Below are 15,225 nucleotides of genomic sequence, written 5' to 3'. Positions count from 1 at the left end.
CGACGCGACGCAGCCCACACGGGCGCCCCGCGCCGCCGACCCGCACAATCCCCGCACACATCGACCCGCGGCGCACGAAGCGCCGCACGGAGGTTTCCCGCCCGTGAGCGACACCACCCAGGATCTGGCCGTCATCGTCCTCGCCGCCGGCCAGGGCACGCGCATGAAGTCGCAGAAGCAGAAGACGCTGCACGCCATCGGCGGGCGCAGCCTGCTCTCGCACAGTCTGCACGCCGCGGCCGGGGCGGGGGCCGCCGAGGTCGTCGCCGTGGTCGGCCACGGCCGCGAGCAGGTCTCCCCCGCCGTCTACGAGGTCGCCGCCGAGCTGGGCCGCGGGATCCGCCAGGCCGTCCAGGCCGAGCAGAACGGCACCGGCGACGCCGTGCGCTGCGGCCTCGACGAGCTGCCCGACTTCGCCGGCACCGTGCTGGTCACCAACGCCGACGTCCCGCTGCTTCAGCCGGACACCCTGGCCGGCCTGGCCGCCGCCCACCGCGACTCCGGCGCCGCGGTGACCGTGCTGACCATGGAGCTGGCTGACCCGACCGGCTACGGACGCATCGTGCGCAACGAGTCCGACGAGGTCACCGCCATCGTCGAGCAGAAGGACGCCTCCGACGCCGAGCGCGCCATCCACGAGGTCAACTCCGGCATCTTCGCCTTCGACGCCGCGGTGCTGCGCTCCGCGCTCGGCCGCCTCGACACCGACAACGCCCAGGGCGAGCTCTACCTGACCGACGTGCTGGCCATCGCCCGCGGCGACGGCGAGAAGGTCGCCGCCCACCGCACCGACGACCCGGCCCAGCTCGCCGGCGTCAACGACCGCGTGCAGCTGGCCGCCGCCGGCCGCGAGCTCAACCGCCGTGTCGTCGAGCGCGCCATGCGCGGCGGCGCCACTGTGATCGACCCGGCCACCACCTGGATCGACGTCACCGTCGAGATCGGCTCGGACGTCGTCATCGAGCCGGGCTGCCAGCTGCGCGGGGCCACCCGCATCGCCGACGACGCCGTCGTCGGCCCGGACTCCACGCTGACCGACATGGTCGTCGGCGAGGGTGCCCACGTGGTGCGCACCCACGGCTTCGAGTCCGAGATCGGCGCGCGCGCCAACGTCGGCCCGTTCACCTACATCCGCCCGGGCACCACGCTGGGCGAGGAGGGCAAGCTCGGCGGCTTCGTCGAGGCGAAGAAGGCCACCATCGGCCGCGGCTCGAAGGTGCCGCACCTGACCTACGTCGGCGACGCGGAGATCGGCGAGGAGTCTAACATTGGCGCCTCGAGCGTCTTCGTCAACTACGACGGCGTCAACAAGCACCGCACCAAGGTCGGCTCGCACGTGCGCACCGGCTCGGACACCATGTTCATCGCTCCGGTGACCGTGGGTGACGGGGCGTACTCGGGGGCGGGTACAGTGATCAAGGAGGATGTCCCCGCAGGTGCGCTCGCGGTTTCCGCCGGACGGCAGCGCATCATCGAGGGCTGGGTGGAACGCAAGCGGCCCGGTACGCCGGCCGCCGACGCCGCCCGCGCGGCGCGCGAGGCCGCATCCGGCACGAACAACCCCACAGACGGCGGCGACCAGCAGGAAGGCGAGCGTTAACTCCCCCATGACTGCCCACTGGAAGCAGACCCACAAGAACATGATGCTGTTCTCCGGGCGTGCGCACCCGGAGCTCGGCACCCAGGTGGCCAAGGAGCTCGGCATCGAGCTGACCCCGACCACGGCACGCGACTTCGCCAACGGCGAGATCTTCGTGCGGTTCGAGGAGTCGGTCCGCGGTTCCGACTGCTACGTGATCCAGTCGCACACCCAGCCGCTGAACAAGTGGCTGATGGAGCAGCTGATCATGATCGACGCGCTCAAGCGCGGCTCGGCACGCACCATCACCGCGGTCCTGCCCTTCTACCCCTACGCCCGCCAGGACAAGAAGCACCGCGGCCGCGAGCCCATCTCCGCCCGCCTGGTCGCCGACCTGCTGCGCACCGCCGGTGCGGACCGCATCGTCTCCGTGGACCTGCACACGGACCAGATCCAGGGCTTCTTCGACGGCCCGGTCGACCACATGCACGCGCAGCCGATCCTGACCGACTACATCAAGTCCAAGTACGACATGGACAACCTCTGCGTCGTCTCCCCGGACGCCGGCCGCGTCAAGACCGCCGAGAAGTGGGCCAACACCCTCGACGGCGCGCCGATGGCCTTCGTGCACAAGACCCGCAGCGTCGACGTGGCCAACCAGGTCGTCTCCAACCGCGTGGTCGGTGACGTCGAGGGCAAGAACTGCATCCTCATCGACGACATGATCGACACCGGCGGCACCATCGCCGGCGGCGTGCGCATCCTCAAGGAGGCCGGCGCCAAGTCCGTCGTCATCGCCTGCACCCACGGCGTGTTCTCCGACCCGGCCCGCGAGCGCCTCTCCAAGTGCGGCGCCGAGGAGGTCATCACCACCGACACGCTGCCGCAGTCGACCGAGGGCTGGTCGAACCTGACCGTGCTCTCCATCGCCCCGCTGCTGGCGCAGACGATCCACGAGATCTTCGAGAACGGCTCCGTGACCCACCTCTTCGAGGGCTCCGCCTAGTTCTCTCCCCCGGTTCGCGGGCCTTGAGCCCGGGACCGTGGGACCACCCTGCCCCGCCGCCACGTGCGGTGGTGCGGGGCGGTTTCGTCGCGGGGGCAGTTTCGTCCGGCCGGGACCGGGTGGTAAGGTGCTTCAAGTCTCGGCGAGGGCACGGGGAGGACGACTCCCACGGCCGTTATCGACGCGATTGAACTTCCCATACTTCGGCGCACCTGCCCGCAGGTCGCGCCCGAGGCCTGCGGAGACTCGGCGAGAACGATCACCGGGTCGGCCGCGGGCCTTCCGTCATTTTCAGGGACACCGCCGGGCCGACAACAACGCTTCAACTAGGAGGACCCAGAAATGGCCGACTACAAGACTCTCCAGGCCGAGCCGCGCACCGAGTTCGGCAAGGGCGCCGCCCGCCGTCTGCGCCGTGAGTGGCGCGTGCCGGGCGTCATCTACTCCGGCGACACGGAGACCATCCACTTCTCGCTGCCGCTGCTCGAGATCCAGTCGCTGGTGCGCAACCACGGCGTCAACGCCATCGTCGAGATCGAGCTCGAGGGCGAGAAGCACCTGACCATGGTCAAGCACGTCGACCAGAACGTGCTGACCTTCGACATCGACCACGTCGACCTGCTCGCCATCAAGCGCGGCGAGAAGGTCGAGGTCGAGGTCCCGATCGTCGTCGAGGGCGAGCCGCAGGCCGGCACCATCGCCGTCCAGGACGCCTACGAGCTGCTCGTCGAGGCCGACGTGCTCAACATCCCGGAGGAGATCATCGTCTCCGTCGAGGGCCTGGAGATCGACACCAAGATCACCGCCGGCGACCTGCAGATGCCGGGCAACACCACCCTGGTCGCCGATCCGGAGACCCTCATCGCCTCCATCTCCTGGCCGGAGCCGGAGGAGGACGAGGACGCCGAGGACGAGGCCGCCGAGGAGATCGACGAGACCGACGCCTCCGACGTCGAGGCCACCGAGGAGGACGCCGACTAGTCGGCTTTCCCCTCCCCCTCGAGGACCCGCCCCGCGACCTTCCCGGTCGCCGGGCGGGTTTTCCCGTCTCGGGCCCGGACGCCCCGCCTTCGGGCCGGGCCTGCTAGTCGAAGACGACCGTGCGGTTGCCGTAGACGAGCACGCGGTCCTCGAGGTGGAAGCGCAGGCCGCGGGCGAGGACCTGCATCTCCGCGTCGCGGCCCAGCCGCGCCAGGTCCTCCGGGGTGTCCTTGTGGCTGACCCGGATGACGTCCTGCTCGATGATCGGGCCGTCGTCGAGGTCGCTGGTGACGTAGTGGCAGGTCGCCCCGATCAGCTTCACGCCGCGCCGGTAAGCCTGGTGGTAGGGCCGCGCCCCCATGAAGGAGGGCAGGAAGCTGTGGTGGATGTTGATCGCGCGGCCGGCCCACATCTCGCACAGGTCCGGCGGCAGGATCTGCATGAAGCGGGCGAGCACGATCGCGTCCGGCTCGTAGCCGTCGACGATGCGGGCGACCTCGTTGAAGGCGGCGCGCTTGCCCACCTGGTCCGCCGGGAAGGGCACGTGGTGGAAGGGGATGCCGTGGGACTCGGCGACCTCGCGCAGGTTCTCGTGGTTGCCCACCACGGCCACCACGTCCATCGGGTAGTCGCCCTGGGCGACCCGGCCGAGCAGGTCGCGCAGGCAGTGGCCCTGCCGGGAGACCAGCAGGACGGCACGCTTGACCTCGGCGGTGTCCCACAGCTTCCACTGCACGGACTCGCCGAACTCGGCGGCCACCGGCGCGAACTCCGCGCGCAGCTGCTCGACGGTCTCGGTCACGCTGTCGGCGCGCACGGCCTGGCGGGTGAAGAACCAGTCGGTGTGCGGGTCGAGGAAGTAGGAGGCCTCGGTGATGGTGCAGCCCCGCTCGGCGAGGAACTCCGCGAGGCGGGCGACGATGCCGACCCGGTCGGGGCAGCCGAAGGTCAGGACGTACTGGTGCTCGTTCATTCCCCCGATCCTAGCGGGGCGCCCGGCCTGCAATACTGGGGGCCATGAACGCCTCCGATCCCGCCCGCACCCCGGACTCGCCCCTGCTCGTCGTCGGGCTGGGCAACCCGGGCCCGCGCTACGAGGGCACCCGCCACAACCTGGGGTTCGCCGTCGTCGACGAGCTGGCCTCGCGCCTGCCGCAGGCGCACTTCGCCGCGCACAAGCGCTCCGGGGCGCTGGTGGCCGAGGCCCGCGCGCTGGGCCCCGGCGGGCGCCCCGGCCGCAAGGTGGTGCTGGCCAAGCCGGGCAGCTACATGAACCTCTCGGGCAGGCCGGTGCGCCAGCTCGCGGACTTCTTCCACGTCGCCCCGGCCGACGTCGTGATCGCCCACGACGAGCTCGAGCTCGACCTGGGCGAGGTGCGCATGCGCCGCGGCGGCGGCGACCACGGCCACAACGGGCTGCGCTCGGTGACCAAGGCGCTGGGCACCAAGGACTACACGCGGCTGTCCTGCGGCATCGGCCGCCCGCCGGGCCGGATGGACCCGGCCGACTTTGTGCTGCGCCCCTTCGCCAAGAAGGAGCGCGACGAGGTGCCGATCATCGCCGCCGACGCCGCCGACCTCGTCGAGAAGCTCCTCTGAGGCACCCTCCCCTGCGGTAACGTGGCCCACGTCACCCCGCCGCCGACCGAGGAGCCCTGATGACCTGCGAGACGCCCGACGGCTGGACCGCCGACGTCCTGCTCGCGGACGGCCGCCTGGCCACCCTGCGCACCACCCGCCCCGCCGACCGCGCCCTCCTGGTCGACTTCTACGCCGGGGTCTCCGAGCGCTCCCGCTACCTGCGCTTCTTCGCCTCGCACCCCGAGCTGACCGAGGCGGACCTCGACGCCTGGACCGCACCCGCGACCGCGGACCGGGTCACGCTGGTGGCCACGGTGCGCGGCGCGGTCGTCGCCGTGGCCGGCTACGCCGTCGTCGACGCACTTCCCGGGCGCACGGCGGACGTCTCCTTCCTCGTGCGCGACGACCAGCAGGGCCGCGGCCTGGCGGCGATCCTGCTCGAGCACCTCGCCGACCACGGCCGCGAGGCCGGGGTGGACCGCTTCTTCGCCGAGATGCTCGCCGAGAACCGCGCGATGATCCAGGTCTTCGTCCGCGCCGGCTACGACGTCCACCCGCGCCTCGAGTCCGGCGAGGTCGTCGTCGACTTCCCGCTGACCCCCACCGGCGACTCCCGCGAGGTCATGGCCCGGCGCGCCCACCGCGCCGAGGCCGCCGCCGTGCGCCGTCTGCTGCACCCGGACTCCATCGCCGTCGTCGGCACCGAGGCCGCACTCGGCCCCATCGCCCGCGCGATCGCCGAGGGCGGCTTCGCCGGTTCCCTGCAGTGCGCACTGACCAGCCCAGAGACGATTGACGACGCCCCGGTGCCCGCCGCCGGGCGCACCGCGCACGCGGTGCGCGGGTTGGACTCACCGGTGGATCTGGTGGTCGCCGAGTTCCTGCCCGATGAGCTCGAGGCGGTCTTCGACGCGGCCGCCGAGCTGGGTGCGACCGGGGTGCTCATGCTCGCCCGCGGCCGCAGCCCGCGCCTGGCCGGCGACGAGGCGCAGCGCTTCGTGGCCGCCGCCCGGCGCCGCGGCCTGCGCGCGCTGGGGCCGGCCTCCCTGGGGCTGATCGCCGCCGACGAGCACGTCCGGCTCAACGCCTCGCCGGCGCCGACGCCGCGGGCCGGGCACGTCGGCCTCTTCGCGCAGTCGGCCGGGGTGGCCGCGCTCGTGCTCTCCCGGGTGCTCGAGCGCGGCGTGGGCCTGGCCAGCGCGATGGCCACCGGCGCCTTCGCCGACGTCACCGCCAACGACGTCATGCAGTACTGGCTCGACGACCCGGCCACCGAGGTCTGCCTGCTCTCCCTGGACACCGCCGGCAACCCGCGCACCTTCTTCCGGGTGCTGCGCCGCCTGGCCGCCGCCAAGCCCACCGCGGTCTTCCTGCCCTCCCGGGCGCTGTCCTCGGCGCGCCACCACGAGGTCGACGGGCTGCCCGCCGCCCCGCCGGCGGCCGTCGACGCGGTCATCCGGCACACCGGGGCCATGGTGGTCCCCCACCGCGAGACGCTGGTGGACATCGCCCAGATCCTCGCCCGCCAGCCCGCCCCGGCGGGGCCGAACGTGGCCGTGATCGCCAACTCCGCCGGGCTGACCGGGCAGATGGCCCAGGCCGCGCGCCGCTACGGGCTCGTCCCCACCGCGCACACCGCCGAGGGCGACCCGGTGCCCGCCCTCCTTTCTGCCACCCGCGATGCGCTGGACTCGGGTGCCGACGCCGTGGTGGTCGCCGTCGTCGAGCTCGGCGAGCCCGTGCTGCAAAGCGCCCACAAGGGGCTCACGCGGCTCGCGGCGGACGCGCGGGTGCCACTGGTGGCCGCCTACACCGGCTTCGGCGAGCTGCCCGGCGCCGTGACCGGGGACGCCGGTCCGGAGGCCCGCGGCGAGCTGCCGGTGACGCCCACCTACGCCGGGGCGCTCGAGGCGCTCGCCCACATCGCGCTGCGCCGCAGCGCGCCGGCGTCGGGGACGGCGGACGCCGCCGGGGAGGCGGACGTGGACGTCGCGCGCGGCGTCGTCAATTCCGTGCTCGTGGACGCGCCCGCCGGCCGTGAGCTCACCGACGACGAGTGCCGAGAGGTGCTCGCCGCCTACGGTGTGGACGTGCTCGACTTCCGGCGCGTCGCGAGCCTCGACGAGGCCGTCGCCGCGGCGGAGGAGTTCGGCTGGGACGTGGTGCTCAAGGCGACGCACCCGGCGCTGCGCTCGCGGGCGGACCTGGGTTCGGCGATCCGCAACATCGGCGATGTCGGGCAGATGCGCGCGGCGTGGGTGGCGCTCTCCCGCCTGGCGCAGGCCGCGGGGGCGGAGCCGGCCGGGCTGACGGTGCAGGCGACGGTCGGGCCCGGGACCTCGCTGCGGGTGCGCGGCATCGAGGATCCGGCGCTGGGGCCGATGGTCTCGGTGGCGGTCTCGGGGCCTACCGCGGAGCTGGCCGGCGACGTCTCCTGGCGCGTGGCTCCCGTCTCGCCTAGCGATGCGCGGGTCATGCTCGAGGAGCTGGCCGCGGCCGACCTGCTGCGCGGCTGGTCGGGAACCCCGGCGGCCGCCCTGGAGCCGGTCGCGGAGGCGATCGCCGCGGTCAGCCGGCTGGGCGACGACCACCCGGCGCTCGTCGACGTGGAGCTGGTGCCCCTCATCGCGGGCTCCCGGCGGTACTGGGTCGCCGGGGCCCGTGCCCGCGTCGCGCCGCTCGCCCCGGAGCGCGACCCGCTCGCGCGGGCGCTGTGAGCACCTCACGCCGGCCGTTTTAGTTACCCTGGCCACATGAGCGACTCCGCCACCGAGTTCCACCGGTCCTTCCGAAACAACGCGGACGACCACCTCGCCGAGGCGCTCGGCGGGCTCGTCGCCGCCCACCCCGACGCCGAGTGGCACGAGGAGGGGTTCATCGCCCACGCCACCGGGCGCGACGCCAACCGCGTCGCGGTGCTCTCCGGCGGCGGCTCCGGCCACGAGCCGCTGCACGCCGGCTTCGTCGGGGCGGGCATGCTCGACGCCGCCGTGCCCGGGCGCCTGTTCACCTCCCCGAACGCGGTGCAGATCGCGGCGGCGACCCGCTGGGCCGACCGCGGCGCCGGGGTGCTGCACGTGGTCAAGAACTACACCGGCGACATCATGAACTTCGCCGCCGCCCGCCGCGCCTGCGCCGACACCGCGACCCGGGAGGTCGTCGTCGCCGACGACGTGGCCACCGACTCCCCCGACTCCGACGCCACCCCCGAGCAGAACGACGGGCCCGGGCGGCGCGGCACGGGCGCCACGGTGCTCGTCGAGAAGATCGCCGGGGCGGCCGCCGCCCGCGGCGACGACCTCGACACCGTCGCCGAGCTCGCCCAGCGCGCCGCCGACTCCTCCCGCTCCATGGCCGCCGCCCTGGCCCCGGGCCATCTGCCCACCACGGGCCGGGCGACCTTCGACCTGGGCCCCGGCGAGATGGAGCTCGGCGTCGGCATCCACGGCGAGCCCGGCAGGTCGCGTGAACGCGCGGAGGACGCCTCGAGCATCACGGCCAGGCTGCTCTCCCCGGTGGCGAAGGCCCTCTCCCTCGACTCCGGGGACGAGGTCTACCTGCTGGTCAACGGCCTGGGCGGCACCTCGCGCCTCGAGCTGGACCTGATGTACGGCCAGGCCGTCTCCTGGCTCGACGACCACGGCGTCACCGTCTCCCGCGGCATCGTCGGCTCCCTGGTGACCTCGGTGTCGATGGCCGGGGTCTCGGTGACGCTCATGAAGGCCTCCGCCGAGTTCACCGAGCTGCTCGACGCCCCCACCGGCGCGCCCGCCTGGCCGCACCGCATCGCCGGAGCCCCGGACGCCGGCGCCGCCCGCGGCGCCGGGGAGTACCGCCCGGCCCGCCTCGACTCGGGGATCGGACAGCCCGGCGACGGGGACGCCCCGGCCAACGAGTGGCTGAGCGCCTTCATCGAGCGCGTCCAGGGCGCGGTCGAACCGCTCGGCGAGCTCGACCGGATAGCCGGCGACGGCGACTTCGGCGCCAACATGTCGGCCGCCTTCGGCGATCTCGAGCTGCCCCTGCGCGGCGACGACGCCACCGTGCTCGAGAACCTCTCCCGGCGGATGTTCGTGCGCGCCGGCGGCACCTCCGGCGCCGTGCTCGGCACGCTGTTTAGCCAGCTCGCCGGCGCCGACGGACTCGCCGAGGGCCTGCGCCGCGGCCTGACCGAGGTCCAGGCCCTGGGCGGCGCCCGGGTCGGCGACCGCACCCTCGTCGACGCCCTCGCCCCCGCAGCCGACGCCGCTGAGACCGCTGAGACTGCGGAGACCGCGGAGGCGTTGCCGGAGATCTTCGCGGCCGCCCGCGACGGGGCCACCGGCACCGCGGGCCTGGCCGCGCGCAAGGGACGCGCCAGCTACATCGGCACGGGCACCGACGGCGTGCTCGACCCCGGAGCCGTCGTCGTGGCCTGGCTGTTCGGCGGCACCGGACAGCTCAGCGACTTCGACGCCGACTGACAAGGCCCCTCCCCCTCCCTCCCGAAAGGAACGACAATGCGTCTCGCCACCCTCCGAACCCCCACCGGCACCCGCGCCGTGCGCGTCGAGTCCGACACCACCGCGGTGCCGGTCCCCGGCCACGCGGACGTCGGCTCCCTGCTGCGGGAGGAGGACTGGGCTCAGATCGCCGCGGACGCCCCGGGCGCCCCGGTCGAGTTCGAGCCGAAGGACCTGGCTCCGGTGGTCCCCGCGCCGCGGAAGATCATCTGCGTCGGGCTGAACTACGCCAACCACATCAGGGAGATGGGGCGCACGCCCGCCGAGTACCCCACGCTCTTCATCAAGTTCGCCGACGCGCTGACCGGCCCGGCCGACGACGTCGTCGTGCCCGAGTGGGCCAACAAGGCGCTGGACTGGGAGGGCGAGCTGGCCGTCGTCATCGGCAAACGCACCCGCCGCGTCACCGCGGCCGAGGCCGGCGCGCACATCGCCGGCTACGCGGTGATGAACGACTACTCGCTGCGCGACTTCCAGAACCGCACGCTGCAGTGGCACCAGGGCAAGTCCCTCGAGGGTTCAGCCGGCTTCGGTCCCTGGCTGACCACGGCCGACTCCTGGCAGCGCGGCGGGGAGCTGGCGACCTGGCTCAACGGTGAAAAGGTCCAGTCCACCCCCACCGACGACCTCGTCTTCACCCCGGAGGACCTGATCGCCTACATCACGCACCTCTACCCGCTGGACCCGGGCGACGTCATCGTGACCGGCACCCCGGGCGGGGTGGGCCACGCCCGCGACCCGCGCCGTTACCTCACCGACGGCGACGTCGTGGCCGTGGAGATCGCCGGGCTCGGCCGCATCGAGAACCGGACCGTCTTCGAGCGCTGAGCCCCGCGCCGACTCCAGGCCGCGCCTACCAGCGCCGGGCGCGCTGCACCGCCGCCGCCGAGTAGTCCCCCTCGGCGCGCAGGCGGCGGTGCACCACCGGGCACGCGATGCACCGCGGGTGCGAGCGGCAGCACTTCGACTTCACGTGGACCCCCAGCGGGTTGTCCGGGCTCGGCGGCGCGAACGGGTTGCGCGCCTGGTGCCAGTCTTCGGGAGCGGCTGCGGCCAGGTCCGTCACCGACAGCCCGCGGCGGTAGAGCGCCCGCAGGCCGACGCGCTCCCTACGCCCCATCGTCGACCGCCCCACGGTCCGCCCCGTCGGCACCCGAGAGATACGCCACGACCTCGCCGGCCGGGGCGGACTTCGCGTCCCGGTAGTTCTCGCCGGCCAGGCAGTAGGCGAACTCCGGCTCGCCGCGCAGCGGCTTGAGCATCATGTTCAGCTGCGGGTAGCTCGGCGGCAGCTCGCGGTGGGCACGCGTGAACGCCGTCTCCAGTCCGCGCGCGTGCCGCCCCGAGAAGGCCCGCGTCGTCTCCGTGTCGGCCTCACCGGCGGCGAGCAGCTGACGGTTCGCCGCCGAGGTGCCGGCCTCCTCGGACAGCAGGAAGGCCGAGCCGCAGGCCACGGCGGCGACGCCGGGCCAGGTCAGCGCACGGGCGACGCGGCGCGGCGTCGTCAATCCGCCGGCGGCGACCAACGGCAGGTCGGTGACCTCGGCGACGGCGGCGACCAGCGCCGACAGCGGCCGCAGGTCCGGCAGCGTCTCCACCGTCCAGGTGGCGCGGTGCCCGCCGGCCTCGGGGCCCTGGACCACCAGCGCGTCCGCCCCGGCACGCGCGGCGGCCACCGCATCGCGCTCGTGGGTGACGGTCACCCAGGCCTCGACCCCGACCTCGCGCAGCGCCGCGGTCTCCTCGAGGGTGAAGCGTCCGAAGGTGCAGCTGACCACCGCGGGCCCGCGCCCGGCGCGCGCGGAATCGAGCACGGCGGCGAACTTGCCGTCCCAGCCGTAGTCGTAGTCGACCTCGGGCACCCGGGGCCGTTCCAGGCCGCGCTCGGCGAAGTACGGCTCGAGCAGGCGGGCGACCTCGCGGACCTGGCCCAGCGAGTGGTACGGGTTCTGGCGGGCGAAGAGGTTCACGCCCCACGCACCCGCGGCCGGGTCCACCTCCCCGAGCTGGGGGACGAACTTCTCCGCAGGCAGCGTGCCTCCGGCGAGAAAGCCCAGGCCACCGGCCCGCGCCACGGCCTCGACCAGGCGCGGGATCGAGGGCCCGCCGGCCATGGGCGCGGCGATGACGGGGACGGCCAGCTGGGAGAGGATGCTCATGCCCCCAGCATATGTGAAACGATGCTCTACCGTGAACGTCCTGCAGAATCTCCTCGCCCGCCTCCGTCCCGCCAAGCCCGCCCCGCAGCCGGCCGCCCCGGAGCGCGCCGACTGGCTCGTCGTCGGCCTGGGCAACCCCGGCGCGCAGTACGAGGCCACCCGCCACAACGCCGGGCACATGGTCCTCGACGAGCTCGCGGACACCGACCTCTCCGAGGCCGCCGGTGCGACGGTGGTGACCCTGCGCCCGCGCACCTACATGAACCTCTCCGGCGAGGCCGTCGCTCCCCTGGCCCGCCGCCTGGGCGTGCCGGCCGAGCGGGTCATCGTCGTCCACGACGAGCTCGACCTCGCCCCGGGCGTGGTGCGCGTGCGCGCCGGCGGCTCCGAGAACGGCCACCGGGGGCTCAAATCCCTGACCGGGCACCTGGACACCCGCGACTACCTGCGCGTGCGCGTGGGCGTGGGTCGCCCTCCGCAGGGCATGTCCGTGCCGGACTGGGTGCTCGCCCCGATTGACGACGCCGCGTCGGCCGACCTGGGTGCCGGAGTCGCCCTCGCCGCGCGCGCCGTGGAGCTCATCGTCTCCGAGGGGCTCACCGCCGCGCAGAACCGGATCCACCGGCGACTAGGCTAGATCCCCATGACCGACACCGCCGCGCAAGCCAGCCGCCGCCGCACCTTCGCCGTGATCGCCCACCCGGACGCGGGTAAGTCCACGCTGACGGAGGCGCTGGCCCTGCACGCGCACATGATCGCCGAGGCGGGCGCCGTCCACGGCAAGGCCGGCCGCAAGTCCACCGTCTCCGACTGGATGGACATGGAGAAGGACCGCGGCATCTCGATCGCCTCCTCGGCCCTGCAGTTCGAGTACGCCCCGGAGGGCGACGCGGCCGCCGCCGAGGACCCTTACGTGATCAACCTCGTGGACACCCCCGGCCACGCGGACTTCTCCGAGGACACCTACCGCGTGCTCATGGCCGTCGACGCCGCGGTGATGCTCATCGACGCCGCCAAGGGCCTCGAGCCGCAGACCCTGCAGCTGTTCCGCGTGTGCAAGGCGCGCGGCCTGCCGATCGTCACCGTGATCAACAAGTGGGACCGCCCGGGCCGCGAGCCGCTCGAGCTCGTCGACGAGATCGTCACCGAGATCGGCCTGCAGCCCACCCCGCTGTACTGGCCGGTCGGCGAGGCCGGCGACTTCCGCGGCCTGGCCCGGGTCAGCTCCGACGGCGAGGTCGACGAGTACGTCCGCTTCCTGCGCACCGCCGGCGGCGCCCACATCAGCCCCGAGGAGCACTACTCCCCCGACGCCGCCCTCGAGCGCGAGGACGGCGCCTGGGAGCGCGCGGTCGAGGAGGCCGAGCTGCTCGCCGCCGACGGCGCCGTGCACGACCAGGACCTCTTCGAGGCCTGCGAGACCTCCCCGCTCATCTTCGCCTCGGCGATGCTCAACTTCGGCGTCCACCAGATCCTGGACACGCTGTGCGCCCGGGCCCCGGCCCCCTCGGCCCGCGAGTCGGACCCGGCGGCCGTCGAGGCGGCCACCAGCGCGATGGACGCCGAGCGCGAGGTCGACGACGAGTTCTCCGGCGTGGTCTTCAAGGTGCAGGCGGGCATGGACCGCCGCCACCGCGACACCCTGGCCTTCATGCGCGTCGTCTCCGGCGAGTTCGACCGCGGCATGCAGGTCACCCACGCCCAGTCGGGCCGCTCCTTCTCCACCAAGTACGCGCTGACCGTCTTCGGGCGCACCCGCGAGACCGTCGAGACGGCCTACCCGGGCGACATCGTCGGCCTGGTCAACGCCGGCGCGCTCGCCCCGGGCGACACGATCTACGCCGGCCGTGCCGTGCAGTACCCGCCGATGCCGCAGTTCGCCCCGGAGCACTTCCGCACCCTGCGCGCGAAGTCGCTGGGCAAGTACAAGCAGTTCCGCAAGGCGCTCGAGCAGCTCGACGCCGAGGGCGTGGTCCAGATCCTGCGCAACGACGCCCGCGGCGAGGCCGCCCCGGTCATGGCCGCGGTCGGCCCGATGCAGTTCGAGGTCATGCAGGCGCGCATGGAGAACGAGTACAACGTCGAGACGGTCACCGACCCGATCCCCTACTCGGTGGCCCGCCGCACCGACGCCGAGAGCGTCGAGGGGCTCAACCGCCAGCGCGGCGTGGAGTGCTTCACCCGCACCGACGGCGAGCTGATCGCCCTGTTCGGCGACAAGTGGAAGCTCGCCTTCATCGAGCGCGAGCACCCCGAGTTCACCCTCGAGCCCCTGGTGGCCGACTGATGGGCCTGCGCGAGTGGTGGCGCAAAAGACGCCCGGCGCCGCTTGTCGACGCCCCGTCGGCCCCCGTCGAGCTGCCCGCGCGCACCGTCGCCGTGCACACGGCCGAGTCCATGGTGGTGGTCACCGTCGACGCCGACGCCGCCGCCGGGCTGCTGCCGGCGCTTGCCGACGCGTCCGCGCCCGTGCGCCTGACGGCGCCCGGGGCGCGGCCGGTCAGCTTTCTGCCCGCTCTCGACCCGCGCCAGGCGCCCACCCTCGACCCCGACGAGGGCTGGCTGATCCCGCTGACCGACCAGGTTCGCGCGGACCTGATCTCCCTGGTGCGCCCGGAGCCGGGCGCCTGGGAGATCCCGGGGATCAACCTCGGCGTCGTCGTCGAGGCCTAGACCAGGGCGAGAACTCCCATGCCCGTGAGCAGCACGGCGACCAGGTAGCCGGCGCAGCGGGCCATCAGGGTCGGCCGCGCGCGCATCCAGGCGAAGGCCCGGCCCGCGGACGAGTCCGGCCGGGCACGCACGAGGCCGACGAAGACGGCCGAGAGCGCCGGCAGGCTCAGCGCCAGCGAGGCGTAGCCGACAAGCCCCAGGTAGCGCTCGACGACCCCGAAGCCGCCGGCGCTGATCGCGGCGAGGCCGGCGTAGAAGGGCGCCGAGGTCGCCGACTGGATCGCGCCGAGCACCACGCCGACGAGCACCGTGGCCCGCGAGGGGCTCAGCAGCGGCTTCAGCACCCGGTCGACCATCGCGGAGTTGCCGCCGGGCTTCGCCCGCCAGGTCGCCACGAGCGAGGCCAGGCCGACGGCTATGAGCACGATGCCGAAGGCCGGCGACTCGAGGAAGCGGGCGACCACGTCGCCGAGACCGTCGAAGACGAGCAGCACGACCAGCGAGAGGCCGAAGACACCCAGCCAGTCGCCGGCGATGAGCAGTCCGGCGGTGCCCCGGTAGCGCCCCTCGCGCGGCAGCATGACGCCGAGCGCGACGACGACGCCGATCAACAGCACGTTGACGGAGTCGAGCAGGGCGAAGGAGACGGCGTGGAACAAGGCGATCCTCTCGGAGCGGGAGTGACCCGCCCAGCCTAGCCACCGGCGTCGTCAATCCGCACCTGCGTACACCACGCAAATGCTC

14 protein-coding genes are annotated in these 15,225 nt (G+C 73.5%); 10 read left to right on the top strand and 4 right to left on the bottom strand.

Going from position 1 to position 15,225, the window contains the following annotated elements:
- The first annotated feature begins 103 nt into the window (after positions 1–103).
- From glmU to QP119_RS00150, 3 genes are all read left to right on the top strand, one after another.
- Positions 104–1,600, top strand: a complete 1,497-nt coding sequence (gene glmU / locus QP119_RS00160; protein ID WP_284772836.1) for a bifunctional UDP-N-acetylglucosamine diphosphorylase/glucosamine-1-phosphate N-acetyltransferase GlmU — start codon at positions 104–106, stop codon at positions 1,598–1,600.
- Positions 1,601–1,607: 7 nt separating this feature from the next.
- The gene (locus QP119_RS00155; protein ID WP_284772834.1) at positions 1,608–2,585 is read left to right on the top strand and encodes a ribose-phosphate diphosphokinase; all 978 of its coding nucleotides are present in this window, start codon (positions 1,608–1,610) and stop codon (positions 2,583–2,585) included.
- Between the two features lie 342 nt (positions 2,586–2,927).
- Positions 2,928–3,566, top strand: a complete 639-nt coding sequence (locus QP119_RS00150) for a 50S ribosomal protein L25/general stress protein Ctc (protein WP_284772833.1) — start codon at positions 2,928–2,930, stop codon at positions 3,564–3,566.
- Positions 3,567–3,669: 103 nt separating this feature from the next.
- Here QP119_RS00150 and purU read toward each other — a convergent pair whose 3' ends face one another.
- Entirely contained in the window at positions 3,670–4,539 is an 870-nt protein-coding gene (gene purU, locus QP119_RS00145; protein WP_284772832.1) for a formyltetrahydrofolate deformylase, read from the bottom strand.
- Between the two features lie 44 nt (positions 4,540–4,583).
- On the opposite strand from purU, the gene pth (QP119_RS00140) reads away from it, so the two are divergent.
- From pth (QP119_RS00140) to QP119_RS00125, 4 genes are read left to right on the top strand one after another with little or no spacing between them, the layout of a single operon-like run.
- Positions 4,584–5,165 carry an aminoacyl-tRNA hydrolase gene (gene pth / locus QP119_RS00140; RefSeq protein ID WP_284772831.1) on the top strand — a complete coding sequence of 194 codons (582 nt, stop codon included), beginning with the start codon at positions 4,584–4,586 and terminating at the stop codon, positions 5,163–5,165.
- A 59-nt stretch (positions 5,166–5,224) separates the two neighbouring features.
- Positions 5,225–7,864 (top strand): GNAT family N-acetyltransferase, encoded by a 2,640-nt coding sequence (locus QP119_RS00135; protein WP_284772830.1) that lies wholly within the window; start codon positions 5,225–5,227, stop codon positions 7,862–7,864.
- A 36-nt stretch (positions 7,865–7,900) separates the two neighbouring features.
- Positions 7,901–9,610, top strand: a complete 1,710-nt coding sequence (locus QP119_RS00130) for a dihydroxyacetone kinase family protein (RefSeq protein ID WP_284772829.1) — start codon at positions 7,901–7,903, stop codon at positions 9,608–9,610.
- Between the two features lie 36 nt (positions 9,611–9,646).
- Positions 9,647–10,477 (top strand): fumarylacetoacetate hydrolase family protein, encoded by an 831-nt coding sequence (locus tag QP119_RS00125; RefSeq protein ID WP_284772827.1) that lies wholly within the window; start codon positions 9,647–9,649, stop codon positions 10,475–10,477.
- Between the two features lie 25 nt (positions 10,478–10,502).
- On the opposite strand, the gene QP119_RS00120 is transcribed toward QP119_RS00125, so the two are convergent.
- Both QP119_RS00120 and QP119_RS00115 read right to left on the bottom strand, forming a co-directional pair.
- On the bottom strand, positions 10,503–10,769 hold the full coding sequence (locus tag QP119_RS00120) for a hypothetical protein (protein WP_284772826.1): 267 nt from the start codon (positions 10,767–10,769) through the stop codon (positions 10,503–10,505).
- Positions 10,759–11,808: an NAD(P)H-dependent flavin oxidoreductase gene (locus QP119_RS00115; RefSeq protein WP_284772824.1), complete on the bottom strand. Its 1,050-nt coding sequence runs from the start codon at positions 11,806–11,808 to the stop codon at positions 10,759–10,761. The genes QP119_RS00120 and QP119_RS00115 overlap by 11 nt, the downstream gene beginning before the upstream one ends.
- On the opposite strand from QP119_RS00115, the gene pth (QP119_RS00110) reads away from it, so the two are divergent.
- From pth (QP119_RS00110) to QP119_RS00100, 3 genes are read left to right on the top strand one after another with little or no spacing between them, the layout of a single operon-like run.
- Positions 11,807–12,445, top strand: a complete 639-nt coding sequence (pth, locus tag QP119_RS00110; RefSeq protein WP_284772822.1) for an aminoacyl-tRNA hydrolase — start codon at positions 11,807–11,809, stop codon at positions 12,443–12,445. The two genes, QP119_RS00115 and pth (QP119_RS00110), sit on opposite strands and share 2 nt — an antisense overlap.
- Positions 12,446–12,451: 6 nt before the next feature.
- Positions 12,452–14,095 carry a peptide chain release factor 3 gene (locus tag QP119_RS00105; protein ID WP_284772820.1) on the top strand — a complete coding sequence of 548 codons (1,644 nt, stop codon included), beginning with the start codon at positions 12,452–12,454 and terminating at the stop codon, positions 14,093–14,095.
- The gene (locus tag QP119_RS00100; RefSeq protein ID WP_284772819.1) at positions 14,095–14,481 is read left to right on the top strand and encodes a hypothetical protein; all 387 of its coding nucleotides are present in this window, start codon (positions 14,095–14,097) and stop codon (positions 14,479–14,481) included. Before QP119_RS00105 ends, QP119_RS00100 begins: the two co-directional genes overlap by 1 nt.
- Here the strand turns inward: QP119_RS00100 and QP119_RS00095 are convergent.
- Positions 14,478–15,140 (bottom strand): hypothetical protein, encoded by a 663-nt coding sequence (locus tag QP119_RS00095; protein ID WP_284772818.1) that lies wholly within the window; start codon positions 15,138–15,140, stop codon positions 14,478–14,480. The two genes, QP119_RS00100 and QP119_RS00095, sit on opposite strands and share 4 nt — an antisense overlap.
- Between the last annotated feature and the right edge of the window lie 85 nt (positions 15,141–15,225).

The organism is Corynebacterium frankenforstense, assembly GCF_030211955.1.
Classification (GTDB): Bacteria; Actinomycetota; Actinomycetes; order Mycobacteriales; family Mycobacteriaceae; genus Corynebacterium; species Corynebacterium frankenforstense_A.
Note: the sequence above shows the minus strand (reverse complement) of the source record. Positions and strands in the feature narration are given on the sequence as shown.